The sequence below is a fragment of the Xenorhabdus ehlersii genome (assembly GCF_003610465.1).
In the GTDB taxonomy this organism is placed as follows: Bacteria; Pseudomonadota; Gammaproteobacteria; order Enterobacterales; family Enterobacteriaceae; genus Xenorhabdus; species Xenorhabdus ehlersii.
Genome location: NZ_RAQI01000007.1, coordinates 170,353 through 193,046 on the forward strand (window position 1 = coordinate 170,353; position 22,694 = coordinate 193,046).

At 45.2% G+C, this 22,694-nt stretch carries 11 protein-coding genes; 6 read left to right on the plus strand and 5 right to left on the minus strand.

The features are described from left to right. Positions 1-76 precede the first annotated feature (76 nt). The 3 genes from rpoB (at position 77) to BDE27_RS18350 (ending at position 9,832) form a co-directional block, all read left to right on the plus strand. Positions 77-4,105, plus strand: coding sequence for a DNA-directed RNA polymerase subunit beta (rpoB, locus tag BDE27_RS18340; protein WP_099130912.1), 4,029 nt, complete (start codon positions 77-79; stop codon positions 4,103-4,105). Between the two features lie 148 nt (positions 4,106-4,253). Further along, complete coding sequence (gene rpoC, locus BDE27_RS18345; RefSeq protein ID WP_099130911.1) at positions 4,254-8,480, plus strand: DNA-directed RNA polymerase subunit beta'; 4,227 nt, start codon at positions 4,254-4,256, stop codon at positions 8,478-8,480. Between the two features lie 89 nt (positions 8,481-8,569). After that, positions 8,570-9,832: a polysaccharide deacetylase family protein gene (locus BDE27_RS18350; RefSeq protein ID WP_099130910.1), complete on the plus strand. Its 1,263-nt coding sequence runs from the start codon at positions 8,570-8,572 to the stop codon at positions 9,830-9,832. A gap of 458 nt (positions 9,833-10,290) precedes the next feature. On the opposite strand, the gene malM is transcribed toward BDE27_RS18350, so the two are convergent. Genes malM through malK form a run of 3 tightly spaced genes read right to left on the minus strand, consistent with a single transcriptional unit; the run spans position 10,291 to position 13,686 of the window. After that, entirely contained in the window at positions 10,291-11,277 is a 987-nt protein-coding gene (gene malM / locus BDE27_RS18355; protein ID WP_099130909.1) for a maltose operon protein MalM, read from the minus strand. Further along, positions 11,277-12,542 (minus strand): maltoporin, encoded by a 1,266-nt coding sequence (locus BDE27_RS18360; RefSeq protein ID WP_099130908.1) that lies wholly within the window; start codon positions 12,540-12,542, stop codon positions 11,277-11,279. The genes malM and BDE27_RS18360 overlap by 1 nt, the downstream gene beginning before the upstream one ends. Positions 12,543-12,576: 34 nt before the next feature. Further along, positions 12,577-13,686, minus strand: coding sequence for a maltose/maltodextrin ABC transporter ATP-binding protein MalK (malK, locus tag BDE27_RS18365; RefSeq protein WP_099130907.1), 1,110 nt, complete (start codon positions 13,684-13,686; stop codon positions 12,577-12,579). Between the two features lie 428 nt (positions 13,687-14,114). Between malK and malE the strand changes: the two genes are divergently transcribed. From malE to malG, 3 genes are all read left to right on the plus strand, one after another. Continuing rightward, positions 14,115-15,314, plus strand: coding sequence for a maltose/maltodextrin ABC transporter substrate-binding protein MalE (gene malE, locus BDE27_RS18370; protein ID WP_099130970.1), 1,200 nt, complete (start codon positions 14,115-14,117; stop codon positions 15,312-15,314). Between the two features lie 89 nt (positions 15,315-15,403). Then, the gene (gene malF / locus BDE27_RS18375; protein ID WP_099130906.1) at positions 15,404-16,960 is read left to right on the plus strand and encodes a maltose ABC transporter permease MalF; all 1,557 of its coding nucleotides are present in this window, start codon (positions 15,404-15,406) and stop codon (positions 16,958-16,960) included. A gap of 12 nt (positions 16,961-16,972) precedes the next feature. Beyond that, positions 16,973-17,863, plus strand: coding sequence for a maltose ABC transporter permease MalG (gene malG, locus BDE27_RS18380; protein WP_099130905.1), 891 nt, complete (start codon positions 16,973-16,975; stop codon positions 17,861-17,863). 95 nt (positions 17,864-17,958) lie between these two features. On the opposite strand, the gene malQ is transcribed toward malG, so the two are convergent. Both malQ and malP read right to left on the minus strand, forming a co-directional pair. Further along, a complete protein-coding gene (malQ, locus tag BDE27_RS18385; protein WP_099130904.1) occupies positions 17,959-20,103 on the minus strand; it encodes a 4-alpha-glucanotransferase in 2,145 nt (714 codons plus the stop codon). 9 nt (positions 20,104-20,112) lie between these two features. Beyond that, positions 20,113-22,557, minus strand: a complete 2,445-nt coding sequence (gene malP, locus BDE27_RS18390; protein WP_099130903.1) for a maltodextrin phosphorylase — start codon at positions 22,555-22,557, stop codon at positions 20,113-20,115. Positions 22,558-22,694 lie beyond the last annotated feature (137 nt).

The window sequence follows — 22,694 nt, forward strand, 5'->3', positions numbered from 1 at the left end:
CGAAAAAATAGTGTTGCAGAGTGCTGTCCTTAAGGGCGGACAGAGTGGGTCACTTATCAGCGAGCTGAGGAACCCTATGGTTTACTCCTATACCGAGAAAAAACGTATTCGTAAGGATTTTGGTAAACGTCCACAAGTTTTGGATGTTCCATACCTTCTTTCTATCCAACTTGACTCGTTCCAGAAGTTTATCGAGCAAGATCCTGAAGGCCAAAATGGACTGGAAGCGGCCTTCCGTTCAGTGTTTCCAATTCAGAGCTACAGCGGCAATTCAGAGCTGCAATATGTAAGCTATCGTCTTGGCGAACCTGTCTTTGATGTCAAAGAGTGTCAGATCCGTGGAGTGACGTTCTCCGCACCTCTGCGCGTTAAGTTGCGTCTGGTGATCTATGAGCGCGAAGCGCCAGAAGGCACAGTTAAGGACATCAAAGAACAAGAAGTCTACATGGGTGAAATTCCACTCATGACTGATAACGGGACTTTCGTTATCAACGGTACTGAGCGCGTTATCGTATCTCAGTTGCATCGTAGCCCAGGCGTTTTCTTTGATAGCGATAAGGGTAAAACCCATTCATCCGGTAAGGTACTGTATAATGCACGTATCATTCCTTACCGTGGTTCGTGGTTAGATTTCGAATTTGATCCAAAAGATAACCTGTTTGTGCGTATCGACCGCCGCCGTAAGTTACCGGCTTCGATTATTCTGCGCGCGATGGATTATTCCTCTGAAGACATCCTGAATCTGTTCTTCAAAAAAACCGTTTTCGAAATTCGCGACAATAAATTGCAGATGATGCTGGTTCCAGAACGTCTGCGTGGCGAGACTGCTTCATTTGATATCGAAGCAAACGGCAAAGTTTATGTTGAAAAAGGCCGTCGTATCACAGCTCGCCATATCCGCCAGTTAGAAAAAGAGCAGGTAGACCGTATTGAGGTGCCTGTTGAATATATCGCGGGTAAAGTTGTAGCAAAAGATTACATCGACCAGAACACAGGTGAAATCATCTGTGCTGCTAACATGGAACTCTCTTTGGATCTGCTGGCCCGTTTAAGTCAGGCTGGTTACAAATCTATCGAGACTCTGTTTACCAATGATCTGGACCACGGCGCTTATATTTCCGAAACCCTGCGTGTTGACCCAACCAATGATCGCCTGAGCGCACTGGTTGAAATCTATCGCATGATGCGTCCGGGTGAACCACCAACACGCGAAGCCGCAGAAAACCTGTTTGAGAACCTGTTCTTCTCTGAAGATCGTTATGATCTGTCTGCGGTTGGTCGTATGAAGTTCAACCGTTCGTTGGATCGTGACGAGGTTGAAGGTTCCGGTATCCTGAGCAAAGAAGACATCATCGACGTGATGAAGAAGCTCATCGATATCCGTAACGGTAAAGGTGAAGTCGACGATATCGATCACTTGGGCAACCGTCGTATCCGTTCCGTGGGTGAAATGGCTGAAAACCAGTTCCGCGTCGGTCTGGTTCGTGTAGAACGTGCAGTGAAAGAGCGTTTGTCTCTGGGCGATCTGGATACCCTGATGCCACAGGACATGATCAACGCCAAACCAATTTCTGCGGCGGTGAAAGAGTTCTTTGGTTCGAGCCAGCTATCCCAGTTCATGGACCAGAACAACCCACTGTCTGAAATCACCCATAAACGCCGTATTTCTGCGTTGGGTCCAGGCGGTCTGACCCGTGAGCGTGCAGGCTTTGAAGTTCGAGACGTACACCCAACTCACTATGGTCGTGTATGTCCAATCGAAACACCTGAAGGTCCAAACATCGGTTTGATTAACTCATTGTCTGTTTATGCGCGTACCAATGAGTATGGTTTCCTTGAAACACCTTACCGCTTAGTTCGTGATGGTGTGGTGACTGATGAAATCCACTACCTGTCAGCAATCGAAGAAGGCAACTACGTCATTGCTCAGGCGAACACCGTATTGGATGAAGAAGGCCACTTCGTTGAAGAATTGGTCACTTGCCGTCATTACGATGAATCCAGCTTGTTCAACCGTGATCAGGTTCAGTACATGGACGTTTCGACACAACAGATCGTGTCCGTCGGTGCTTCTCTGATCCCATTCCTTGAACACGATGACGCCAACCGTGCATTGATGGGTGCGAACATGCAACGTCAGGCGGTTCCAACTCTGCGCGCAGATAAGCCGCTGGTCGGAACAGGTATGGAGCGTGCGGTAGCGGTTGACTCCGGTGTAACCTCTGTTGCTAAACGCGGTGGTGTGGTTCAGTACGTTGACGCATCTCGTATTGTTATCAAGGTGAACGAAGATGAAATGTACGCAGGTGAAGCGGGCATTGATATCTATAACCTGACCAAATATACCCGCTCAAACCAAAACACCTGTATCAACCAGACACCCTGTGTTTCTTTGGGCGAACTGGTAGAACGCGGTGACGTGCTGGCTGATGGTCCATCCACTGACTTGGGTGAACTGGCACTGGGTCAGAACATGCGTGTGGCGTTCATGCCTTGGAATGGTTATAACTTCGAGGACTCCATCCTCGTATCTGAGCGTGTTGTTCAGGAAGACCGTTTCACCACCATTCACATTCAAGAACTGGCTTGTGTGTCTCGTGACACTAAACTGGGGCCTGAAGAGATTACGGCTGACATCCCTAACGTGGGCGAAGCTGCTCTGTCTAAACTGGACGAATCCGGTATCGTTTATATCGGTGCGGAAGTGAAAGGTGGCGACATTCTGGTTGGTAAAGTGACACCGAAAGGTGAAACTCAGCTGACTCCAGAAGAAAAACTGTTGCGTGCGATCTTCGGTGAGAAAGCGTCTGATGTGAAAGACTCTTCACTGCGCGTACCAAACGGTGTTTCTGGTACTGTTATCGACGTACAAGTCTTTACCCGTGATGGCGTAGAGAAAGACAAGCGTGCGTTGGAAATCGAAGAGATGCAGTTGCGTGAGGCTAAAAAAGACCTGACAGAAGAACTGCAAATTTTCGAAGCTGGCCTGTTTGCTCGTATTCACTCTGTACTGGTTGCCGGTGGCATTGAAGCGGAAAAACTCAGCAAACTTCCTCGTGGGCGTTGGTTGGAGCTGGGACTGGCTGATGAAGAAAAACAAAATCAGCTGGAGCAGTTGGCAGAACAGTATGACGAACTGAAAATAGAGTTCGAGAAAAAACTGGATGCTAAACGCCGTAAGATCACTCAGGGCGACGATCTGGCACCAGGCGTGCTGAAAATTGTCAAAGTGTATCTGGCTGTGAAACGTCAGATCCAGCCTGGTGACAAGATGGCAGGTCGTCACGGTAACAAAGGTGTTATCTCCAAGATCAACCCGATTGAAGACATGCCTTACGATGAAAACGGTACACCAGTAGACATCGTACTGAACCCGCTGGGCGTACCATCACGTATGAACATCGGTCAGATTCTGGAAACTCACTTGGGCATGGCGGCGAAAGGCATTGGTGACAAGATCAATGCGATGCTGAAACAGCAGCAAGAAGTTGCCAAACTGCGTGAATTTATCCAGAAAGCTTATGATCTGGGTGATGATACCCGTCAAAAAGTTGACTTGAGCACCTTCACCGATGAAGAAGTGATGCGCCTGGCAGAAAACTTGAGAAAAGGTATGCCGATCGCAACACCTGTCTTTGACGGTGCAAAAGAGACCGAAATCAAAGAGTTGTTGAAACTGGGTGGCTTGCCGACTTCCGGTCAGATCACTCTGTTCGACGGCCGTACAGGTGAACAATTCGAGCGTCAGGTAACCGTTGGCTACATGTACATGCTGAAATTGAACCACTTGGTTGATGACAAGATGCACGCCCGTTCTACCGGCTCTTACAGCCTGGTGACTCAGCAGCCGTTGGGTGGTAAGGCACAGTTCGGTGGACAGCGCTTCGGTGAGATGGAAGTGTGGGCATTGGAAGCATATGGTGCGGCGTACACCCTGCAAGAAATGCTCACCGTTAAATCTGACGATGTTAACGGTCGAACCAAGATGTATAAAAACATCGTGGATGGTAACCACCAGATGGAACCAGGCATGCCGGAATCTTTCAACGTATTGCTGAAAGAAATCCGTTCGTTGGGTATCAACATCGAGCTGGAAGACGAATAAATCGTTTTCCCGCTGGTACTGCCCGATATAAGAATGTCGGGCGGTTTACCAGCCAGTGGTTGCACTGGTCCCAGTGGTTATACTGGTTATAGAGGGGAGTGGCATGGGCCACTCACCTAACAGGTCTAACTCCGACAGGAGCCATTTCGTGAAAGACTTATTGAAGTTTCTGAAAGCGCAAACCAAGACCGAAGAGTTTGATGCGATCAAAATTGCTCTGGCCTCTCCAGATATGATCCGTTCGTGGTCATTCGGGGAAGTAAAAAAGCCGGAAACTATTAACTACCGTACGTTCAAGCCTGAGCGTGACGGTCTTTTCTGTGCGCGTATTTTCGGGCCAGTAAAAGATTACGAATGCTTGTGTGGTAAATACAAGCGATTGAAACACCGTGGTGTGATTTGTGAGAAATGTGGCGTTGAAGTAACCCAGACTAAAGTTCGTCGTGATCGTATGGGTCACATTGAGCTGGCATCTCCAACCGCTCACATTTGGTTCCTGAAATCTCTGCCATCCCGCATCGGTTTATTGCTGGATATGCCTCTGCGCGATATTGAACGCGTACTGTACTTCGAATCCTATGTGGTTGTTGAAGGGGGTATGACCAGTCTTGAGCGTGCGCAAATCCTGACTGAAGAACAGTATCTGGATGCACTGGAAGAGTTCGGTGATGAATTTGACGCAAAAATGGGTGCAGAAGCAATCCAGGCTTTGCTGAAAAGCATCGATCTGGAAAACGAATGTGAAACCTTGCGCGAAGAGCTGAACGAAACCAACTCTGAAACCAAGCGTAAGAAGTTGACCAAGCGTATTAAACTGCTGGAAGCGTTCATTCAGTCTGGCAACAAACCAGAGTGGATGGTTCTGACCGTTCTACCAGTTCTGCCACCGGATTTGCGTCCATTGGTTCCACTGGATGGTGGCCGTTTCGCAACTTCAGACCTGAACGATCTGTATCGTCGCGTTATTAACCGTAACAACCGTTTGAAGCGTCTGTTGGATCTGGCTGCGCCAGATATCATCGTACGTAACGAAAAACGTATGTTGCAGGAAGCAGTTGATGCGCTGCTGGACAACGGCCGTCGCGGTCGTGCGATTACCGGTTCTAACAAGCGCCCTCTGAAATCCCTGGCAGACATGATCAAGGGTAAACAGGGTCGTTTCCGTCAGAACTTGCTGGGTAAACGTGTTGACTACTCAGGCCGTTCTGTAATTACCGTAGGTCCATACCTGCGTCTGCATCAGTGTGGTCTTCCTAAGAAGATGGCACTGGAACTGTTCAAGCCATTTATTTACGGCAAACTGGAACTGCGTGGCCTGGCGACGACTATCAAAGCCGCCAAGAAAATGGTTGAGCGTGAAGAAGCGGTTGTATGGGATATCCTGGATGAAGTCATCCGTGAGCACCCAGTTCTGCTGAACCGTGCACCAACTCTCCACCGTTTGGGTATTCAGGCATTTGAACCAGTTCTGATCGAAGGTAAAGCTATTCAGTTGCACCCACTAGTGTGTGCGGCATATAACGCCGACTTCGACGGTGACCAGATGGCTGTTCACGTACCGTTGACACTGGAAGCTCAGTTGGAAGCGCGTGCGTTGATGATGTCTACCAACAACATCCTGTCTCCAGCGAGCGGTGAACCAATCATCGTTCCATCTCAGGACGTTGTATTGGGTCTGTACTACATGACCCGTGACTGTGTTAACGCGAAAGGCGAAGGCATGGTTCTGACCGGTCCTAAAGAAGCAGAGCGCGTTTATCGTGCTGGTCTGGCTTCTCTGCATGCCCGTGTCAAAGTTCGTATCACAGAAGAAGTGAGAGATGGCGAAGGCAACGTGACTATCAACACAGGCTTGGTTGATACCACCATCGGTCGTGCCATCCTGTGGATGATTGTACCGCGTGGCTTGCCATACTCATTGATTAACCAGCCACTGGGTAAAAAAGCTATCTCTAAGATGCTGAATACCTGTTACCGCATACTGGGTTTGAAACCAACCGTTATTTTGGCTGACCAGACCATGTATACCGGTTTTGCTTACGCTGCTCGTTCCGGAGTATCCGTAGGTATTGACGACATGGTTATTCCTGAGAAGAAAGAAGGCATCATCGCGGAAGCAGAAGCAGAAGTGGCCGAAATTCAGGAACAGTTCCAGTCAGGTCTGGTAACTGCCGGCGAACGTTATAACAAGGTTATCGATATATGGGCTGCGGCAAACGAACGTGTTGCTAAAGCGATGATGGAAAACTTGTCTACTGAAACGGTTATTAACCGTGACGGTGAAGAAGAACAGCAGGTTTCTTTCAACAATATCTTTATGATGGCCGACTCCGGTGCGCGTGGTTCTGCGGCTCAGATCCGCCAGTTGGCGGGTATGCGTGGTCTGATGGCAACGCCAGATGGCTCCATCATCGAAACCCCAATTACTGCGAACTTCCGTGAAGGTTTGAACGTACTCCAGTACTTCATCTCAACCCACGGTGCTCGTAAAGGTCTTGCGGATACCGCATTGAAAACGGCGAACTCCGGTTACCTGACCCGTCGTCTGGTTGATGTTGCTCAAGACTTGGTAGTAACTGAAGATGACTGTGGTACTCTCGATGGTATCCTGATGACTCCGGTTATCGAAGGTGGTGATGTTAAAGAGCCACTGCGTGAACGTGTATTGGGACGTGTAGCGGCAGAAGACATACTGAAACCAGGTACAGCGGACATTTTGGTTCCACGTAACACATTGCTGAACGAAAAATGGTGTGATCTGTTAGAAGAGAACTCCGTTGACAGCGTGAAAGTACGTTCCGTCGTTAGTTGTGAAACTGACTTCGGTGTTTGTGCGAACTGTTACGGCCGTGACCTTGCTCGTGGTCATCTGATCAACAAAGGTGAAGCGATCGGTGTTATCGCAGCACAGTCAATCGGTGAACCAGGTACACAGTTGACGATGCGTACGTTCCACATCGGTGGTGCGGCATCTCGTGCGGCAGCAGAATCTAGTATTCAGGTGCGTAACAAAGGTCATCTGAAGCTGATCAACGCGAAATTCGTTACGAACTCAGCAAGCAAATTGGTGATTACCTCTCGTAATACCGAATTGCGTCTGATCGACGATTTCGGTCGTACCAAAGAGAGCTATAAAGTACCTTACGGCTCGGTATTGACGAAAGGTGATGGTGAGACAGTAACTGGCGGTGAAACCGTTGCGAACTGGGACCCACACACCATGCCAATCGTGAGTGAAGTATCCGGTATTATCCAGTTCTACGACATGGTTGATGGTCAAACCATTACCCGTCAGACGGATGAGCTGACCGGCCTGTCTTCACTGGTGGTTCTGGATAGTGCAGAGCGTACCGGTAGCGGTAAAGACCTGCGTCCAGCACTGAAAATCGTAGACGCCCAGGGTAACGACGTTCTGATCCCAGGTACAGATATGCCTGCTCAGTACTTCCTGCCGGGTAAAGCGATCGTTCAGTTGGAAGATGGTATGTCCATCTCTGCGGGTGATACATTGGCGCGTATTCCTCAGGAGTCTGGCGGTACTAAAGATATCACCGGTGGTCTGCCACGCGTTGCGGACCTGTTCGAAGCTCGTCGTCCGAAAGAGCCTGCTATCCTGGCAGAAATCAGCGGTATTGTTTCCTTCGGTAAAGAAACCAAAGGCAAGCGCCGTCTGGTAATTACTCCACTGGATGGTGGTGAACCTTACGAAGAGATGATCCCTAAATGGCGTCAGCTCAACGTGTTCGAAGGTGAAGTTGTTGAACGTGGTGACGTGATCTCCGATGGTCCAGAATCTCCACATGACATTCTGCGCCTGCGTGGTGTTCACGCGGTTGCTCGTTACATCACTAACGAAGTACAGGAAGTTTACCGTTTGCAAGGCGTTAAGATTAACGATAAACACATTGAAGTTATCGTTCGTCAGATGCTGCGTAAAGCAACTATTGCGAATGCGGGTAGTTCCGAATTCCTTGAAGGTGAGCAGGTTGAATACGCACGCGTTAAGGTTTCGAACCGCAAACTGGAGCAGGATGGCAAAGTACCAGCTATCTTCCAGCGTGACCTGTTGGGTATCACCAAAGCATCATTGGCAACAGAATCCTTCATCTCTGCGGCGTCGTTCCAGGAAACAACCCGCGTTCTGACTGAGGCAGCTGTTGCAGGTAAACGTGATGAACTGCGTGGCCTGAAAGAGAACGTCATCGTTGGTCGTCTGATCCCTGCGGGTACAGGTTATGCTTACCATCAGGATCGTATCCGCCGTCGTCAAGAAAACGAAGTGGTTGAAGCGCCACAATTTAGCGTTGACGAAGCCACTGCAAACCTTGCTGAATTGTTGAATGCAGGTTTTGGTAGCAGCAGCGATAACGAGTAATCGTGATGCGTAGGATACTCTATATAGATAGTTAATCGTGAAATGCCCTCTCCTGGTAGAGGGCATTTTTTATTGGATGGAAAATTAAAATGAGACGAATTATTTATGTTATTACAATGGGTTTCTTAGTATTTTTGATATTTTTTTCTAATCCGGTTTTATCGCAATACCACTATTTTCCACATTATCATTACATGGAAGTGACTAAAGAGAGTGAAATCTATTCTTGGGTAGGTGAGCATATCATTAAGGTTGGTTTATTCAAGAAAGAACAAGTCCTTAAAGTTGCTGAAGAAGAAGGGGAAGAAAGCGGTAACTATGCGTTTCATTTCGGAAATGGGATAGGGTATATAGCCAAAGGAAATCTAAAGGAAATTCAGAAAACTGCGTTCCCCAGTGATCCCTTTAGCACCAATCCTCTTCACAAAAAAGCCGCCCAAAATTTGATGATAACTAAGGTGGCTCAAGTCTATAGCACGCCTGATACGGATAGCCAACCAATTGCAATTTTGAGGGAAAATCTCCGCTATCCGGTTTTAGACAAATTACAAGATGTTTTCCACCATACTTGGTACGAAATTAATTTGGGTGATCGATTAGGCTACATTAGTGATCGGGATGCTGAATTGGACAATGGCATTCCTTTGTTAACTTATCATCATGTTCTTAAAGATACTAAACGTTTTTTACATACCTCAACAACAACATCCCTGGCTGCCTTTCGTGAGCAGATGGCTTATTTGAAGCGAGCAGGTTATACCACAATTTCATTATATGAATTAGAAGGCTACTTAAATGGTTCCATTAACTTGCCAGCAAAAGTGGTTGGCTTAACCTTTGATGATGGGTTGAAATCCGTTTATCGTTATGCCTATCCAATTTTAAAAGAGAATGGTCAGAAAGCGACACTCTTTATTATTTCATCCAGAGTTAAACGTCATCCGCAAAAATGGGATCCTGATACCCTGCAATTCTTGAGCCTCCCAGAATTATATGCCATACAAGATGTATTTGATTTTCAGTCTCATACCCATTTCTTGCATCGTTTTAGCAAGAATCAACAGCCCATACTATTAAGTCGATCATATCACAATATCCTGTATGATTTCAGGCGTTCCAGACGGGCATTATCACAATTAAATCCCCATGTGCTTTATCTCTCTTATCCTTTTGGTAGATATAATTTAAAGGCAATGAAAGCGGCTAAGCAAGCTGGATTTCATTTGGCTGTTACTACGGTAAAAGGAAAAGTTAAGTTGGGAGATAATCCCTTTTCTTTAAAACGGTTATATATATTGCGCACAGATCCGATTGAAAAAATGGCAAAAATGATTGCTAATAACCCTATTTAACGCCTTTAGGATCGCTTAATAATTGAATATAGGATGTAACATCATTTAGTTGATAAATAATAAGAGAACATTCCAAATGTGATGATTTTTTACTGAGGATAAAAGTGATGGATTTCCTGGGGGTAATATTGGAGTTTTTTACGGTTTCATAAAGTGTATTATCAAGTTCTTTGCATGGATGTTTAATATTGCCATAAAAGAAACTGTTATTTTATTGGTTTCTATAAGTGTTTTATTATTACTAATGTTTATTTGCTGGGTTTATTAAGTTATTGAAGGAAAAAATAATAAACTATCTGAATAAGAAAGAATTATTTTAAGTAAATATAATGGTAGCAATAGTATGGATATGTAATGAAAACTTATCTGAGAAGAATGATGAATTTTTATCATGTTAAGAGCCTATTCCCTTAGGCTCTTAAGTTAGATATATCTCTATAATTATTTGATGAATCAATTTATTTTTTGTTTTTTATCATCTTGATAAAAGTTTCCCGTGCAGTTGGGGAACCAAGTCGTTCTGCTTCATCTAACAGTTTCAATGCCTTATCAACATCACCATTGTTAATAGCTCTTTTGATAGCGTCATTGAAATACCGTTCGGTATCGTTCAGTACAGGTTTAACTACTGGGGCAGCAGATTGCGGTGCATCAGTCGGGGTTGTTCTTAACGGAGATGTAGATACTTGTGTAGAACCGATGGTGACTGGTTTAGGTGTAGGTGAAGAAAATACCTGGCCTATCAGGATATTACCTGCATTGCTTTCTGATTGCACTTTTAACGTTAATGTACCTGTTTCTGTGTGGTGAGCGATCGGATCTGGAATATCCGGCACAGAATTACCGACACCTTTAGCATAAGCCTTAGCAGGATCGACCATTTGTGTCGAAGCTTGTAAATCAGAACGAGTGGTATAAATCAGTAAATAGATTCTCTGTTGTCCCAATGCTGGTGTCAGCTTTAACACTCCTTCAAGCCGATCGGTGGACATAATACCTGGTTGTTGATAGCGGAAATAGTGGCTTGGATAAAAGGCCGCAGGATGGAGTTGTTCATCAAAGACTAAAACATTTGGTGAGTATACCTGCTTATCTTTTATCAGACTGTTCAGGGTGATTGCCAATGAGCCTTGATTGGCCGGTAAAGCAAATGTGGCTACCGCACCTTGAACATGATCATCATTAAGCTGCTGTGATGTGCTCTCAAGAATAATAGTCTGTGTGTCATGAGTATTGATGGGTTGCCACTGTAATTTCTGCAAGGTTGACAAAGGCAAAGTTGGCGCAGCACTGGTTGTTTCTATGCCAGGTTTTGCCCTATTGGTTATTGCGATACCGGATGTTGCTGTATCAGACAGTGCGATATCTGACGCGGCATAACTCACTGCCGGAATCATGTTGCAGAATAGGGCACTGAGGCAAAGTGAGAGTAATTGCTTTTTCATTACCACCAAGCCTCAAATTGGGCACCAAATGTAAACTCATCGCTGTTCCCACGACTGAATTGATGTACGGGTGTATCATGGTAGGCAATGCCATTGTCATAGCCCCATTTTTCATTCCATTTGGAGTAAGTGGTGAATAAACGGATAGCAGGGCGTGACCACATGCTGTCACCTGCTTGCCACTGTTGGGCCAGCGTGATTTTGAACTGATCATTGTTTGCTTTGGTGCGTTGTGACTTCACATGGTCATAACCCACTTCCATTAAGGTACTCATTATCGGTGTCCACTTATACATTGGGCGGACACCTACGGTGTACCATGTGTTGCCATTGTTATTGTCGAGGTCAATGTTTTGATACATGGCGGCATACATGAGATCCCATTTCTTGGTGATACTAATGGCACCATGATTCAGAACGCGCAGCATATGACCGTCATTATTCACATTAGCACCTTCGGCACGCCCATTACCGCTGGAAGTCATAGCGTCAGTTGCGTACTGTAAGACAAATTTGTTGAAACCACCTAACAGGCTTTGGGTATGTTCGGCAGTCAGCATTACGCCGTCTTTAGGTGCTTGTTTATTAAGGTGATATCCCTTACGTGTATTTGCCCGCCCATAATCAATACCAAGCTCCAGTGTACCGCCAGCATTAACAGGTAAGTTGGCTAACCGTATATCAAAAATGTCATTTGAGGTTGATTGACCTTTTTTATCGGATTTATCATCAATCCATCCATATGAACCGCCTTCTTCTGTATTACGGGTTACAGCGAAGGAAAGTTTGCCAAAACCAAGGTCAATATTTTCCAATCCTGCACCTGGACCAGAAATATCCCAATAATAGAAGTCGATCATATGTACATCGTGACGCTGGTAGAAACGTTTACCGGCCCACAGTGTTGAACCAGGCAACCAATCAATGAGATTGGTTGCTTGCACATTGACTTCACGAAAACCAGGTTTGGTATCTTCCCAGTCTTTTTGCTGACTGACGGAATAGGCTAAATTGGTATCAAAATAGAAACGTTTATTACCTTCTTTCCATAACTCTTGCCCTAACTTAAGTTCAGCATAGGTTTCACATTCGTTGCCGAGACGGTATTTACTCGGTGCTCCAGTGACTTTGGCACATTTCTGCTCACCACCATTACCAGTCCAGCCAATGCCTGAACGGGCATAGCCGTGGAAGTCAACAGCAATAGCTTGCGTGGATAATAAACCAGTAGTTAGCATAGCCAATGAGAGAGACAATATACGCATAATGATTCTCCTGTTATTTTTTATGGCCGCGGATCTAGATTCCGGGTTCTTTATGTAAACGCTGACATGCAGTTCCATCTTCACGGAAAAGATGACATCGGTGAGGAGCTAGTCCGATAGAGAAATCTGCACCTTCTTTAACGAGAACAATATCAGGTTGGCGGTAAACCAAATTTTGATGAATGGCAGGTATGCGGATGTGAATCTGGGTTTCGTTCCCCAGTTGTTCAACGATCTGTACTGTCCCCTCTAACGTAACATCGGCTACATCATTAGGCAAAAGATGTTCGGGGCGAATTCCCAAAGATACATTACTACCGACCGTTAGCCCTTTGCTTTCAACTGGCAACCAAACTGGCTGACCGTTAGGCAGGATGATCTGTACCTGATCAACAGCAATTGCTGAGACTTTGACTGGCAGGAAATTCATTTTCGGTGAACCAATGAAACCTGCAACAAAGCGATTGGCAGGATAGTGATAGATTTCAAGTGGCTTACCAACCTGAGCAATATTGCCCCCATCCAGAACCACAATTTTATCTGCCAGAGTCATGGCTTCGGTTTGGTCATGAGTGACATAGACCATTGTACGTTGTAGTCGTTTGTGTAGACGTGAAATTTCAATTCTCATCTGTACACGCAGAGCCGCATCCAGATTGGAAAGCGGTTCATCCAGCAGAAAGATATTGGGTTCAGCAACGAGTGTTCTGCCAATGGCGACTCGCTGGCGTTGGCCACCGGACAGTGCCTTAGGACGGCGTTCCAGTAGATGGGCAAGCTGGAGGGTTTCTGCAACTTGTTGCACTCGTTTGTGGATATCGCTTTTTTTGACTCCAGCCAGCTTCATGCCGAACGACATATTGTCTGCAACAGAGAGATGGGGATATAGTGCATAAGATTGAAAAACCATGCCGATACTGCGCTTGGCTGGTGGAACATCATTCATTCGTTTTCCGTCTATCAGCAAATCACCGGATGTAATGTCTTCCAATCCCGCGATCATCCTTAGTAGCGTCGATTTCCCACATCCTGACGGACCGACAAATACGACGAATTCTCCTTCCTGAATATCAAGATTAAGATCTTTGGAGATGACAGTTTCACCATATGATTTAGATACATTGCGGAATGTGATGCTAGACATTTGTTCCCTCCCTCGGATTTGCCATCTCAGTTTTTTTGTTCGTTTCCGATTCGTCTTCGTTTCCTATTTGTCGCCACGAGAAACTTAGTGAAAAACTGATGGCTGGATTGTGTATAAAATAACAGGCGCGACAATCCTCCATCCCAGAATTTTTGATGGTGGAGGAGCCAGGAGGACGAGATTAATGTGATTGAGAAAGAAAGAAGAAAATTGTCAGGTAAGATGTGATTTAAATCGCAAAAAAGGACGCTATATTGATGTTAACGTTCTGATTTTAATTGTTTTTGTAAGCGAGTTCACACTCATACAGTATGAGGCGTAGAACAGGGGAGGATGAGTCTTTTTTACATTGATTGCACACTGGTGCCATTTTATCGCGATGTAACAAAGATAATTATCTTGAACTAACAAATGAAAAAGGCGGAATGATGACCAAGAAAATTTTAAAAGTGGGGACTCGTACCCTGATGCTTTCCGTTTTAACAACATGTGTATTGTCTGCTTCGGTTTTTGCGAAACCGGAAGAAGGAAAGTTGGTCATTTGGATCAATGGTGATAAAGGTTATAACGGACTGGCACAGGTTGGTGAAAAATTTGCAAAAGAAACGGGAATTCCTGTCACTGTCGAGCATCCAGCCAAACTGGAAGAAAAATATACCCAAATTGCAGCCAGTGGAGATGGGCCGGATATTATTTTCTGGGCACATGATCGCTTTGGTGGTTATGCCCAATCAGGGTTAGTTGCTGAAATTACTCCTGATAAATCGTTTATTGATAAGCTATTTCCCTTTACGTGGGATGCCGTTCGTTACGATGGTAAATTAGTAGGATACCCTGTCGCAGTTGAAGCCCTTTCTCTTATCTACAATAAAGACTTGATTAAATCTCCCCCTAAAACATGGGAAGAAATCCCTGCCTTGGATAATGCGCTGAAAAAGCAAAATAAAAACGCAATCATGTTCAATTTGCAAGAACCGTATTTCACTTGGCCACTGATTGCTGCTGATGGTGGATATGCCTTCAAGGCAGAGAACGGTACTTATAATGTTAAAGACAGCGGAGTGAATAATGCGGGTTCTAAAGCGGGACTGAAATTTCTGGTTGATTTAGTCAAAAATAAACATCTCAATGCAGATATCGATTACTCCATCGCCGAAGCTGCCTTTAATAAGGGCAAAGCAGCAATGACGATTAATGGTCCTTGGTCATGGGCGAATGTCGATAAAAGTAAGATCAATTATGGCGTTACCCTATTACCAACCTTTAAAGGAAAACCCTCTAAACCTTTTGTTGGCATTTTAACTGCGGGAATTAATGCGGCCAGTCCTAATAAAGAGTTAGCGAAAGAATTTTTGGAAAATTACCTGCTTACCAATGAAGGGCTGGCAACGATGGACAAAGATAAACCGCTGGGAGCGGTGGCTTTGAAATCCTATCAGGAGATCTTGACGAAAGATCCACGTATTGCTGCCACGATGGCAAATGCTCAAAATGGAGAAATTATGCCGAATATTTCCCAAATGAGTAGTTTTTGGTACGCAATGCGTAGCGCTGTTCTTAACACGGTCAGTGGGCGTCAGACAATAGATGCTGCCCTTAATGATGCTGAAGCGAGAATGACAAAATAAACGAATGACAGGCTCCTGAGTTTAAGGAGCCTTAGCTCTTATTGTGATGGTGTTGGATAATCACAATTGTTGGTAACAGGAAGTGCAAGATGTCAGCGACATTAGAAAAAACAGTATGGTGGCAGCATCCTGCCCTGAAATGGTTTGCTGTAGGTATTTGCCTACTTTTTACAGGTTATCTGGTTGTGCTGATGTATGCACAGGGAGAGTACCTGTTTGCTATGGTGACACTGGTATTACTGGGAAGCGGTATCTATGTTTTTTCCAACAGGAAAGCATCTGTTTGGCGCTATACCTACCCTGGAATTGCTGGAATAGGGATATTTATACTGTTTCCACTTATCTGCACGATTGCTATTGCTTTTACAAATTATAGCAGTACCAACCAATTAACGTTTGAACGCGCTCAAGTGGTATTAATGAGTCGTCACTATCAGACAGGGGAACCATTTAATTTCAAACTCTATCCGGTATCTGAACAGTGGGTCTTGGCTTTGAGCGCTCCTGATAGCACTCATTTATTGGCATCAGAGCCTTTTTCGCTGGCGGGAACGGAAGAAATTATTCTGTCTCTCCATGAACAGGAGAAAAAACTTGAAGGCAATGCTGCGACATTGCGCACTATTACTCAGTATCGGCAGGCATTGAGCCAATTGGTAGTCGTTCTTCCTGATGGCAGTAAACTGAGAATGAGTTCCTTACGTCAGTTCTCTGCTATAAATCCGCTTTATTCCCTTGATGAAGATGGGATTACACTGACCGATAGACAAACTGGTATACGATACCAACCGAATATGGATACAGGGTTCTACCAATCCATTAATGCTGAAGGAGAATGGACTAAGGAAACGTTAAGTCCTGGGTTTACGGTTTCTATTGGTTGGAAAAATTTTCTACGGGTGATACAGGATGAGGGTATCCAAAAACCTTTTCTGTCCATTTTTGTCTGGACAGTAGTTTTCTCCCTAGTGACAGTGGCATTGACGGTTACCCTAGGAATGGTTCTCGCTTGTATTGTACAGTGGGAGGCGCTTAAAGGACGAGCGATTTACCGTGTACTGCTTATTTTACCTTATGCTGTTCCTTCGTTTATTTCCATTCTGATTTTCAAAGGATTATTTAACCAAAGTTTTGGTGAAATTAATCTGGTGCTAAATGGGTTGTTTGGTATTAAACCGGATTGGTTTACAGATCCGACACTAGCTCGAACCATGTTGATTATTGTAAATACGTGGTTGGGTTATCCCTATATGATGATTCTTTGCATGGGATTACTGAAATCTATTCCTGATGACCTTTATGAGGCATCAGCACTTGATGGTGCAGGGCCATGGCGGAATTTTACCAAAATTACTTTTCCATTATTGATTAAGCCATTGACGCCGTTGATGATTGCCAGCTTTGCTTTTAATTTTAATAACTTTGTCCTGATTCAATTGCTAACCACTGGTAAACCTGATCATATTGGTACATCGACCCCAGCGGGTTATACCGATCTTTTGGTAAATTATACCTACCGTATCGCATTTGAAGGGGGTGGTGGACAGGATTTTGGTCTGGCCGCAGCAATTGCAACATTGATCTTCTTATTGGTGGGGGCATTAGCCATCATCAATTTGAAAACTGCCCGCATGAAATTTGATTAAGGAGGAAAGAAGATGGCGATGGTACAACCCAAATCGCAACGATGGCGGGTATGGGGAACACATGTATTAATGCTGGCTTTTATTGCCATGATTTTGTTTCCTCTGCTGATGGTCATTGCTATTTCTTTGCGTCCGGGTAATTTTGCTACGGGTAACCTGATTCCAGACACCGTTTCATGGGAACACTGGAAGCTGGCACTTGGTTATAGGGTGGAATCTGCTGATGGACACGTCATGCTTCCCCCATTTCCGGTTATGCAATGGCTTTGGAACTCTGTAAAGGTTGCCTTGATTACGGCCACTGGCATTGTGGCATTATCAACGACGTGTGCTTATGCCTTTGCTCGAATGCGTTTTCGTGGAAAAAGCACCTTACTTAAAGCGATGTTAATTTTTCAAATGTTTCCGGCGGTACTTTCTTTGGTGGCACTATATGCCTTGTTTGATCGGTTAGGAGAATATATTCCTTTCCTTGGTCTCAATACCCACGGTGGTGTGATTTTTGCCTACCTAGGCGGAATTGCTTTGCATGTATGGACGATAAAAGGTTATTTCGAAACGATAGATCGTTCTTTGGAAGAAGCAGCTATGTTGGATGGCGCGACATCGTGGCAAATTTTCCGTTTGATACTGTTGCCACTGTCTGTGCCTATATTGGCTGTAGTATTTATTTTGTCGTTTATTGGTGTGATTACCGAAGTACCAGTTGCATCTCTGCTATTACGTGATGTGGATAATTACACACTGGCAGTGGGAATGCAGCAATATCTTCATCCACAGAACTATCTCTGGGGAGATTTTGCCGCTGCGGCTGTGCTGTCTGCTATTCCTATCACGGCGGTTTTCTTACTTGCCCAACGTTGGTTAGTAGGTGGATTAACATCGGGAGGCGTGAAAGGCTGATCCTCTCCCCAATCATATTTAGCTATATGATTGGGGATTTGTTTTATTGCCGCTGGGATGTAATTTGGGTAAATAGCTGTTAGTTCAGTCAGTTATTAACCCTGTTTTCGGCATTCTCCAATTGTTTGTAACAGATGGTTGATATGGGCATCTGCAAATATAGTTTCCAACGTAGAAGTAAGTTTTCGTCGCCAGTTGGGATATTCCTCTGTTGTGCCAGGAATATTAACGGGGCGTTCCATATCCAGCCAATCTTCAGGTTGTAATCCTAATAAGGCACAGGCGCTATGGGCTATATAGCGGTGTATGCTTTGATTTATAGCGTGTGACATCGGATATTCTATTTGTGCCAGTGATACCGCTCCCTGAAATGGGGAGAAGGTATCTGTCTTGGGCAATTCTTCTGGTAAATAGCCGTGACGATTTAAACTGGTTAATAGCGCTTGCTTGCAGCGTTTGCGTTCTGAATATAAATCAGCAAGAAGAGCTTTATCAGGGTATAAACCGATGGCTTCACCTAAGGTGAGATCTTCATTTTGCCAGAATCCGCGCAAAGTAGGTAAGTCATGGGTAGTAATGGTTGCCATTGCCTGCACGGGATATTCATCGGGAGAACGGTATTCACCCTGCTCATTGCGTTCGAAATAAAATACCTTATAGGAATAAACACCTCTGTCCCGTAACTTATCGACAATTTCTTCCGGTACAATCCCCAAATCTTCGCCTATCACCAGGCAATGATTGCGTTGGCTTTCTAATGCCAATATTGCCAGCAGATCGTCAACTGGATAATGGACATAAACGCCTTTATCGGCAGTTTCTCCTTGTGGTATCCACCAGAGCCTGAGCAATGACATCACATGATCGATACGCAATGCGCCGCAATGACGCATATTGCTACGCAGTAATTCAATGAAAGGTTGATAGGCTTGGGCTTTTAATACATGGGGATTCATTGGCGGAAGCCCCCAGTTTTGCCCCCGTGGCCCCAGAATATCGGGGGGTGCTCCGACAGATGCCTTAGTGCAATAGATGCTTCGGTTACACCAGGTTTCTGAACCTCCTTGGGCGACACCGACGGCAAGATCGCGGTAAATGCCAATCGGCATGTGATGAGTTTGGCTGGTAGTGAAGCACTCGGCAAGCTGGGTATCAGCCAGCCATTGCAGCCAAAGGAAAAACTCTATCTCCTGTGGATGTGCATGACAGAATGCCTTAACCGCATCACTCTCTGGTTCATGGTATTCTTCCGGCCATACAGGCCAGCCCCAATAAACATTATTTTCCCCATATAGCTTATAGTGTAGAACATCATACACAGCTTGATAATAAAGGTTTTTGCCTCCTTTGATTACAAACTGTTGGAAAGCGATCTGTTGGGGGTCATCGTCAGAACGGCGCTTAAATTGCGGATAAGTCAGACGCAATGCAGCCATTTTTAGAGACATTACTGTGGTGTAATCAACCCATTCTTCTTGGCGGGCTTGCTGGAGTTTGGATTGTGTTTCCGCTGAATGCCACCACTCTTGTGCTTCGACGCTATAACTAAAGTCTTCTATCTGGTGCACGGCAATATAGATGATATTGAGCCAGTGGCGGGAAGATGGACTGTAAGGGCTGGCATTTTCAGGCATTGCAGGATATATGGTATGAAGAGGATTCAGGCCAACAAAGGCACCACCACGCTGTGCCAGTTCTTGCAGCATATATTTCAGATCGCCAAAATCACCAATTCCCCAGTTATTTTCTGATCGCAGGGTGTAAAGCTGGACGCAAGCACCCCAAAGTTTTTCTCCACGTGTTATGGCATCGGGTTCATAACAACGTTCAGGGGCAACAATAAGTTGTATAGAGTATTGCTGAGAGTCAGTTTCTGGTTTCGTCTCCGATATCAGGTTCAGCGTGTGGTATCCCAGGGGGAGATTTGCAGGCAACATGAGCTGATGTTGGCAGTAACCCTGGAATATCTGCCCTTGTTCAGTATGTATCTGCCACTGGTAATTATCTATATCCTCCAGAGGCAGGGTTATCCTTTGTTCCTGAATAACCACCTTAACATTAGGTAAGGGGGAAGCGTGTAAATGAGAAACCGGCCTCCCGACCGGTATATCTGTACTCATGGCTTCCAATATTCGATGCCTGATTTCAGCGGGGATCGCCTGGGGTTTTCCATAGGCATTAATATATTCGCTGACAATGCCGGCCTCAGTTGCCAATTCATTGAGGCAGTTGTTTTCCATACTAAACCCTTATTTGGTTTGCCAGATACGTTGTTGATAATCCTGAATAGCACGGTCAGAACTAAAGTTACCCATTCGGGCGGTATTGAGTACAGTACTGCGCGTCCAGCCTTGGGCATCGCGATATCGAGTGTCAATTTGTTTGTGGGCATGGCAATAAGAGGCAAAATCAGCCAGCACTAAATAAGGGTCACCACCGTCAGTCAGGCTATGTATCATAAGATCAAATGCGTGCGTATCTCCGTGGCTGAATTCACCATTAGCAAGGGAACCAAGGATATCTTTCAGATGCTGATTCTGTTGAAGTACATCTTGTGGATTGTAGTCACTGTTTAGTAAAGCTTTGGCCTCTTCTACGGTCTTGCCGAAAATAAAGATATGGTCGTTTCCAACTTGTTCGGCAATTTCGACATTCGCGCCGTCTAGTGTCCCAATGGTTAGTGCGCCGTTTAAGGCCAATTTCATATTGCCTGTACCAGAGGCTTCTTTGCCCGCTGTAGAGATTTGTTCTGACACATCGGCCGCTGGGATCATCAGTTCCGCAGCGGAAACATTGTAATCGGGGATAAAAGCAATTTTGATGCGATCACGGACAAGCGGATCATGATTGATCTTTTCGGCGGCATGATTGATGGCCGAGATGATGTTTTTCGCCAGATAGTAGCCGGGAGCTGCTTTGGCACCGAACAGGAAAACACGGGGATGGATATCTAAGGCCGGATTTTCCTGAATCTGCCGATAAAGTGACAAGATATGGAGCAGGTTCAGATGTTGACGTTTGTATTCATGCAGACGTTTTATCTGTATATCGAAAATAGCATGGGGATCAATTTTCAGTCCCATTACTTTATTGACATAGTTGGACAGGCGAATTTTATTGTCTTGCTTAACGGCTCGATAAGTGTCACGGAAGGCAGAATCGTCGGCATAAGGTTCGAGTTGTTTCAAAGCAGCGAGATTATTCACCCACTCATGACCTAATGTTTGGTCAATTAACGAAGAGAGTGCAGGGTTACATTGTTTTAACCAACGACGCGGAGTTACACCATTAGTCACGTTGTGGAATTTAGTTGGCCATAGTTGGTGATACTCAGGGAACAGATCTGTCACTATCAAGGATGAATGTAGGGCAGCGACTCCGTTGATGGCAAAGCAGGCGACAACACACAGGTTAGCCATTCTGACCTGATTGTCATGGATAACTGCCAATTTTTCCCAGATTTGTTGGTTATCAGGCCAGATTTGTTCCACAGTTTTTTTAAAACGTCGGTTGATTTCCTGGATGATGCGGTGATGGCGTGGCAAAAGCTCACTCATCAATTGTTCATCCCAACGTTCTAGGCCCTCTGGCAGCAAGGTATGGTTGGTATAGGCGAAAGTTTTTCCTGTGATTTCCCATGCGGTTTCCCAACTTAACTGGTATTCATCAAGCAGAAGACGCATCATTTCAGGGATTGCGATAGTTGGGTGAGTATCGTTAAGCTGGATAACTTCGTATTGTGCTAGCGCTTCTATTTTGCGCTCTGCTTGTTGGTGGCGGCGCAGAATATCTGCCACGGCACAAGCACATTGAAAATATTGTTGCATCAGGCGTAGTCGTTTACCTGCCTGATGATTATCATTCGGGTAGAGAACTTTAGTCAGGCTGGCGGCTTCAATGCCTTGTTGTTCAGCGTGCAGGAACTCCCCATCATTGAAAAGTGACAAATCAAAGGGGTTATCGTATGTTGCTTGCCATAGGCGAAGTGGTTGGGTTACACCATTGTTATACCCAATCACGGGTAAATCCCATGCTTCACCAATCAGAGTAAACGCGGGAGCCCAATTTTCATGGCCATCGGCAGTTGTCACGATTTCGCCACCAAAACTGACGTTGACTTTTAATTGTGTGTTATGGCGAAACCACGGATAGGACTCGCGTTCCCAATTATCAGGTGTTTCAATTTGTTGCCCCTTTTTAAAGGATTGGCGGAAAAGACCATATTGATAATTGAGACCATACCCTGTAGCAGGTTGATTGATCGTCGCCATTGAGTCGAGAAAACAGGCTGCTAGCCTCCCTAACCCACCATTGCCCAATGCGGGATCGGTTTCTTCTTCCAGTACGTCACTCAACATGATGCCATCTTCTGCCAGATAGGATTGAATATCGTTATACCAACCAAGATTCAACAAGTTGTTGGCTGTCAGTCGGCCTATCAGAAATTCCATCGAGATATAGTTCACGTGGCGTTGGCTGTCAGAGGATGGATTGGCATGGTTTTGCTGAGTGGCTAGGGGGAGTAATTCAGATACCGCTGCACTAATGGCCTGCCACCACTGATGTGGAGTCATTTCCTGGGCTGAACTGAGACCGAAAGATTGCCATTGGCGTGTCAGTGCGGCTTGAAATAAGGCTTTATCGAGTTTCAGATTTTTATCTAATGTAGATGATTTTAATGTAGATAATTGCATGGCGTTGCATCCTGTCACTAACTGAGGAAAGTTTGGAGAATTATTTACGGGGATATGCTGAAGGTTAGTGGCTTGGGAAACATCATCCTGTGAAAATATTCGCGGGGGAGGAGCGCAAGGGCGTAGCTATTTCTTTC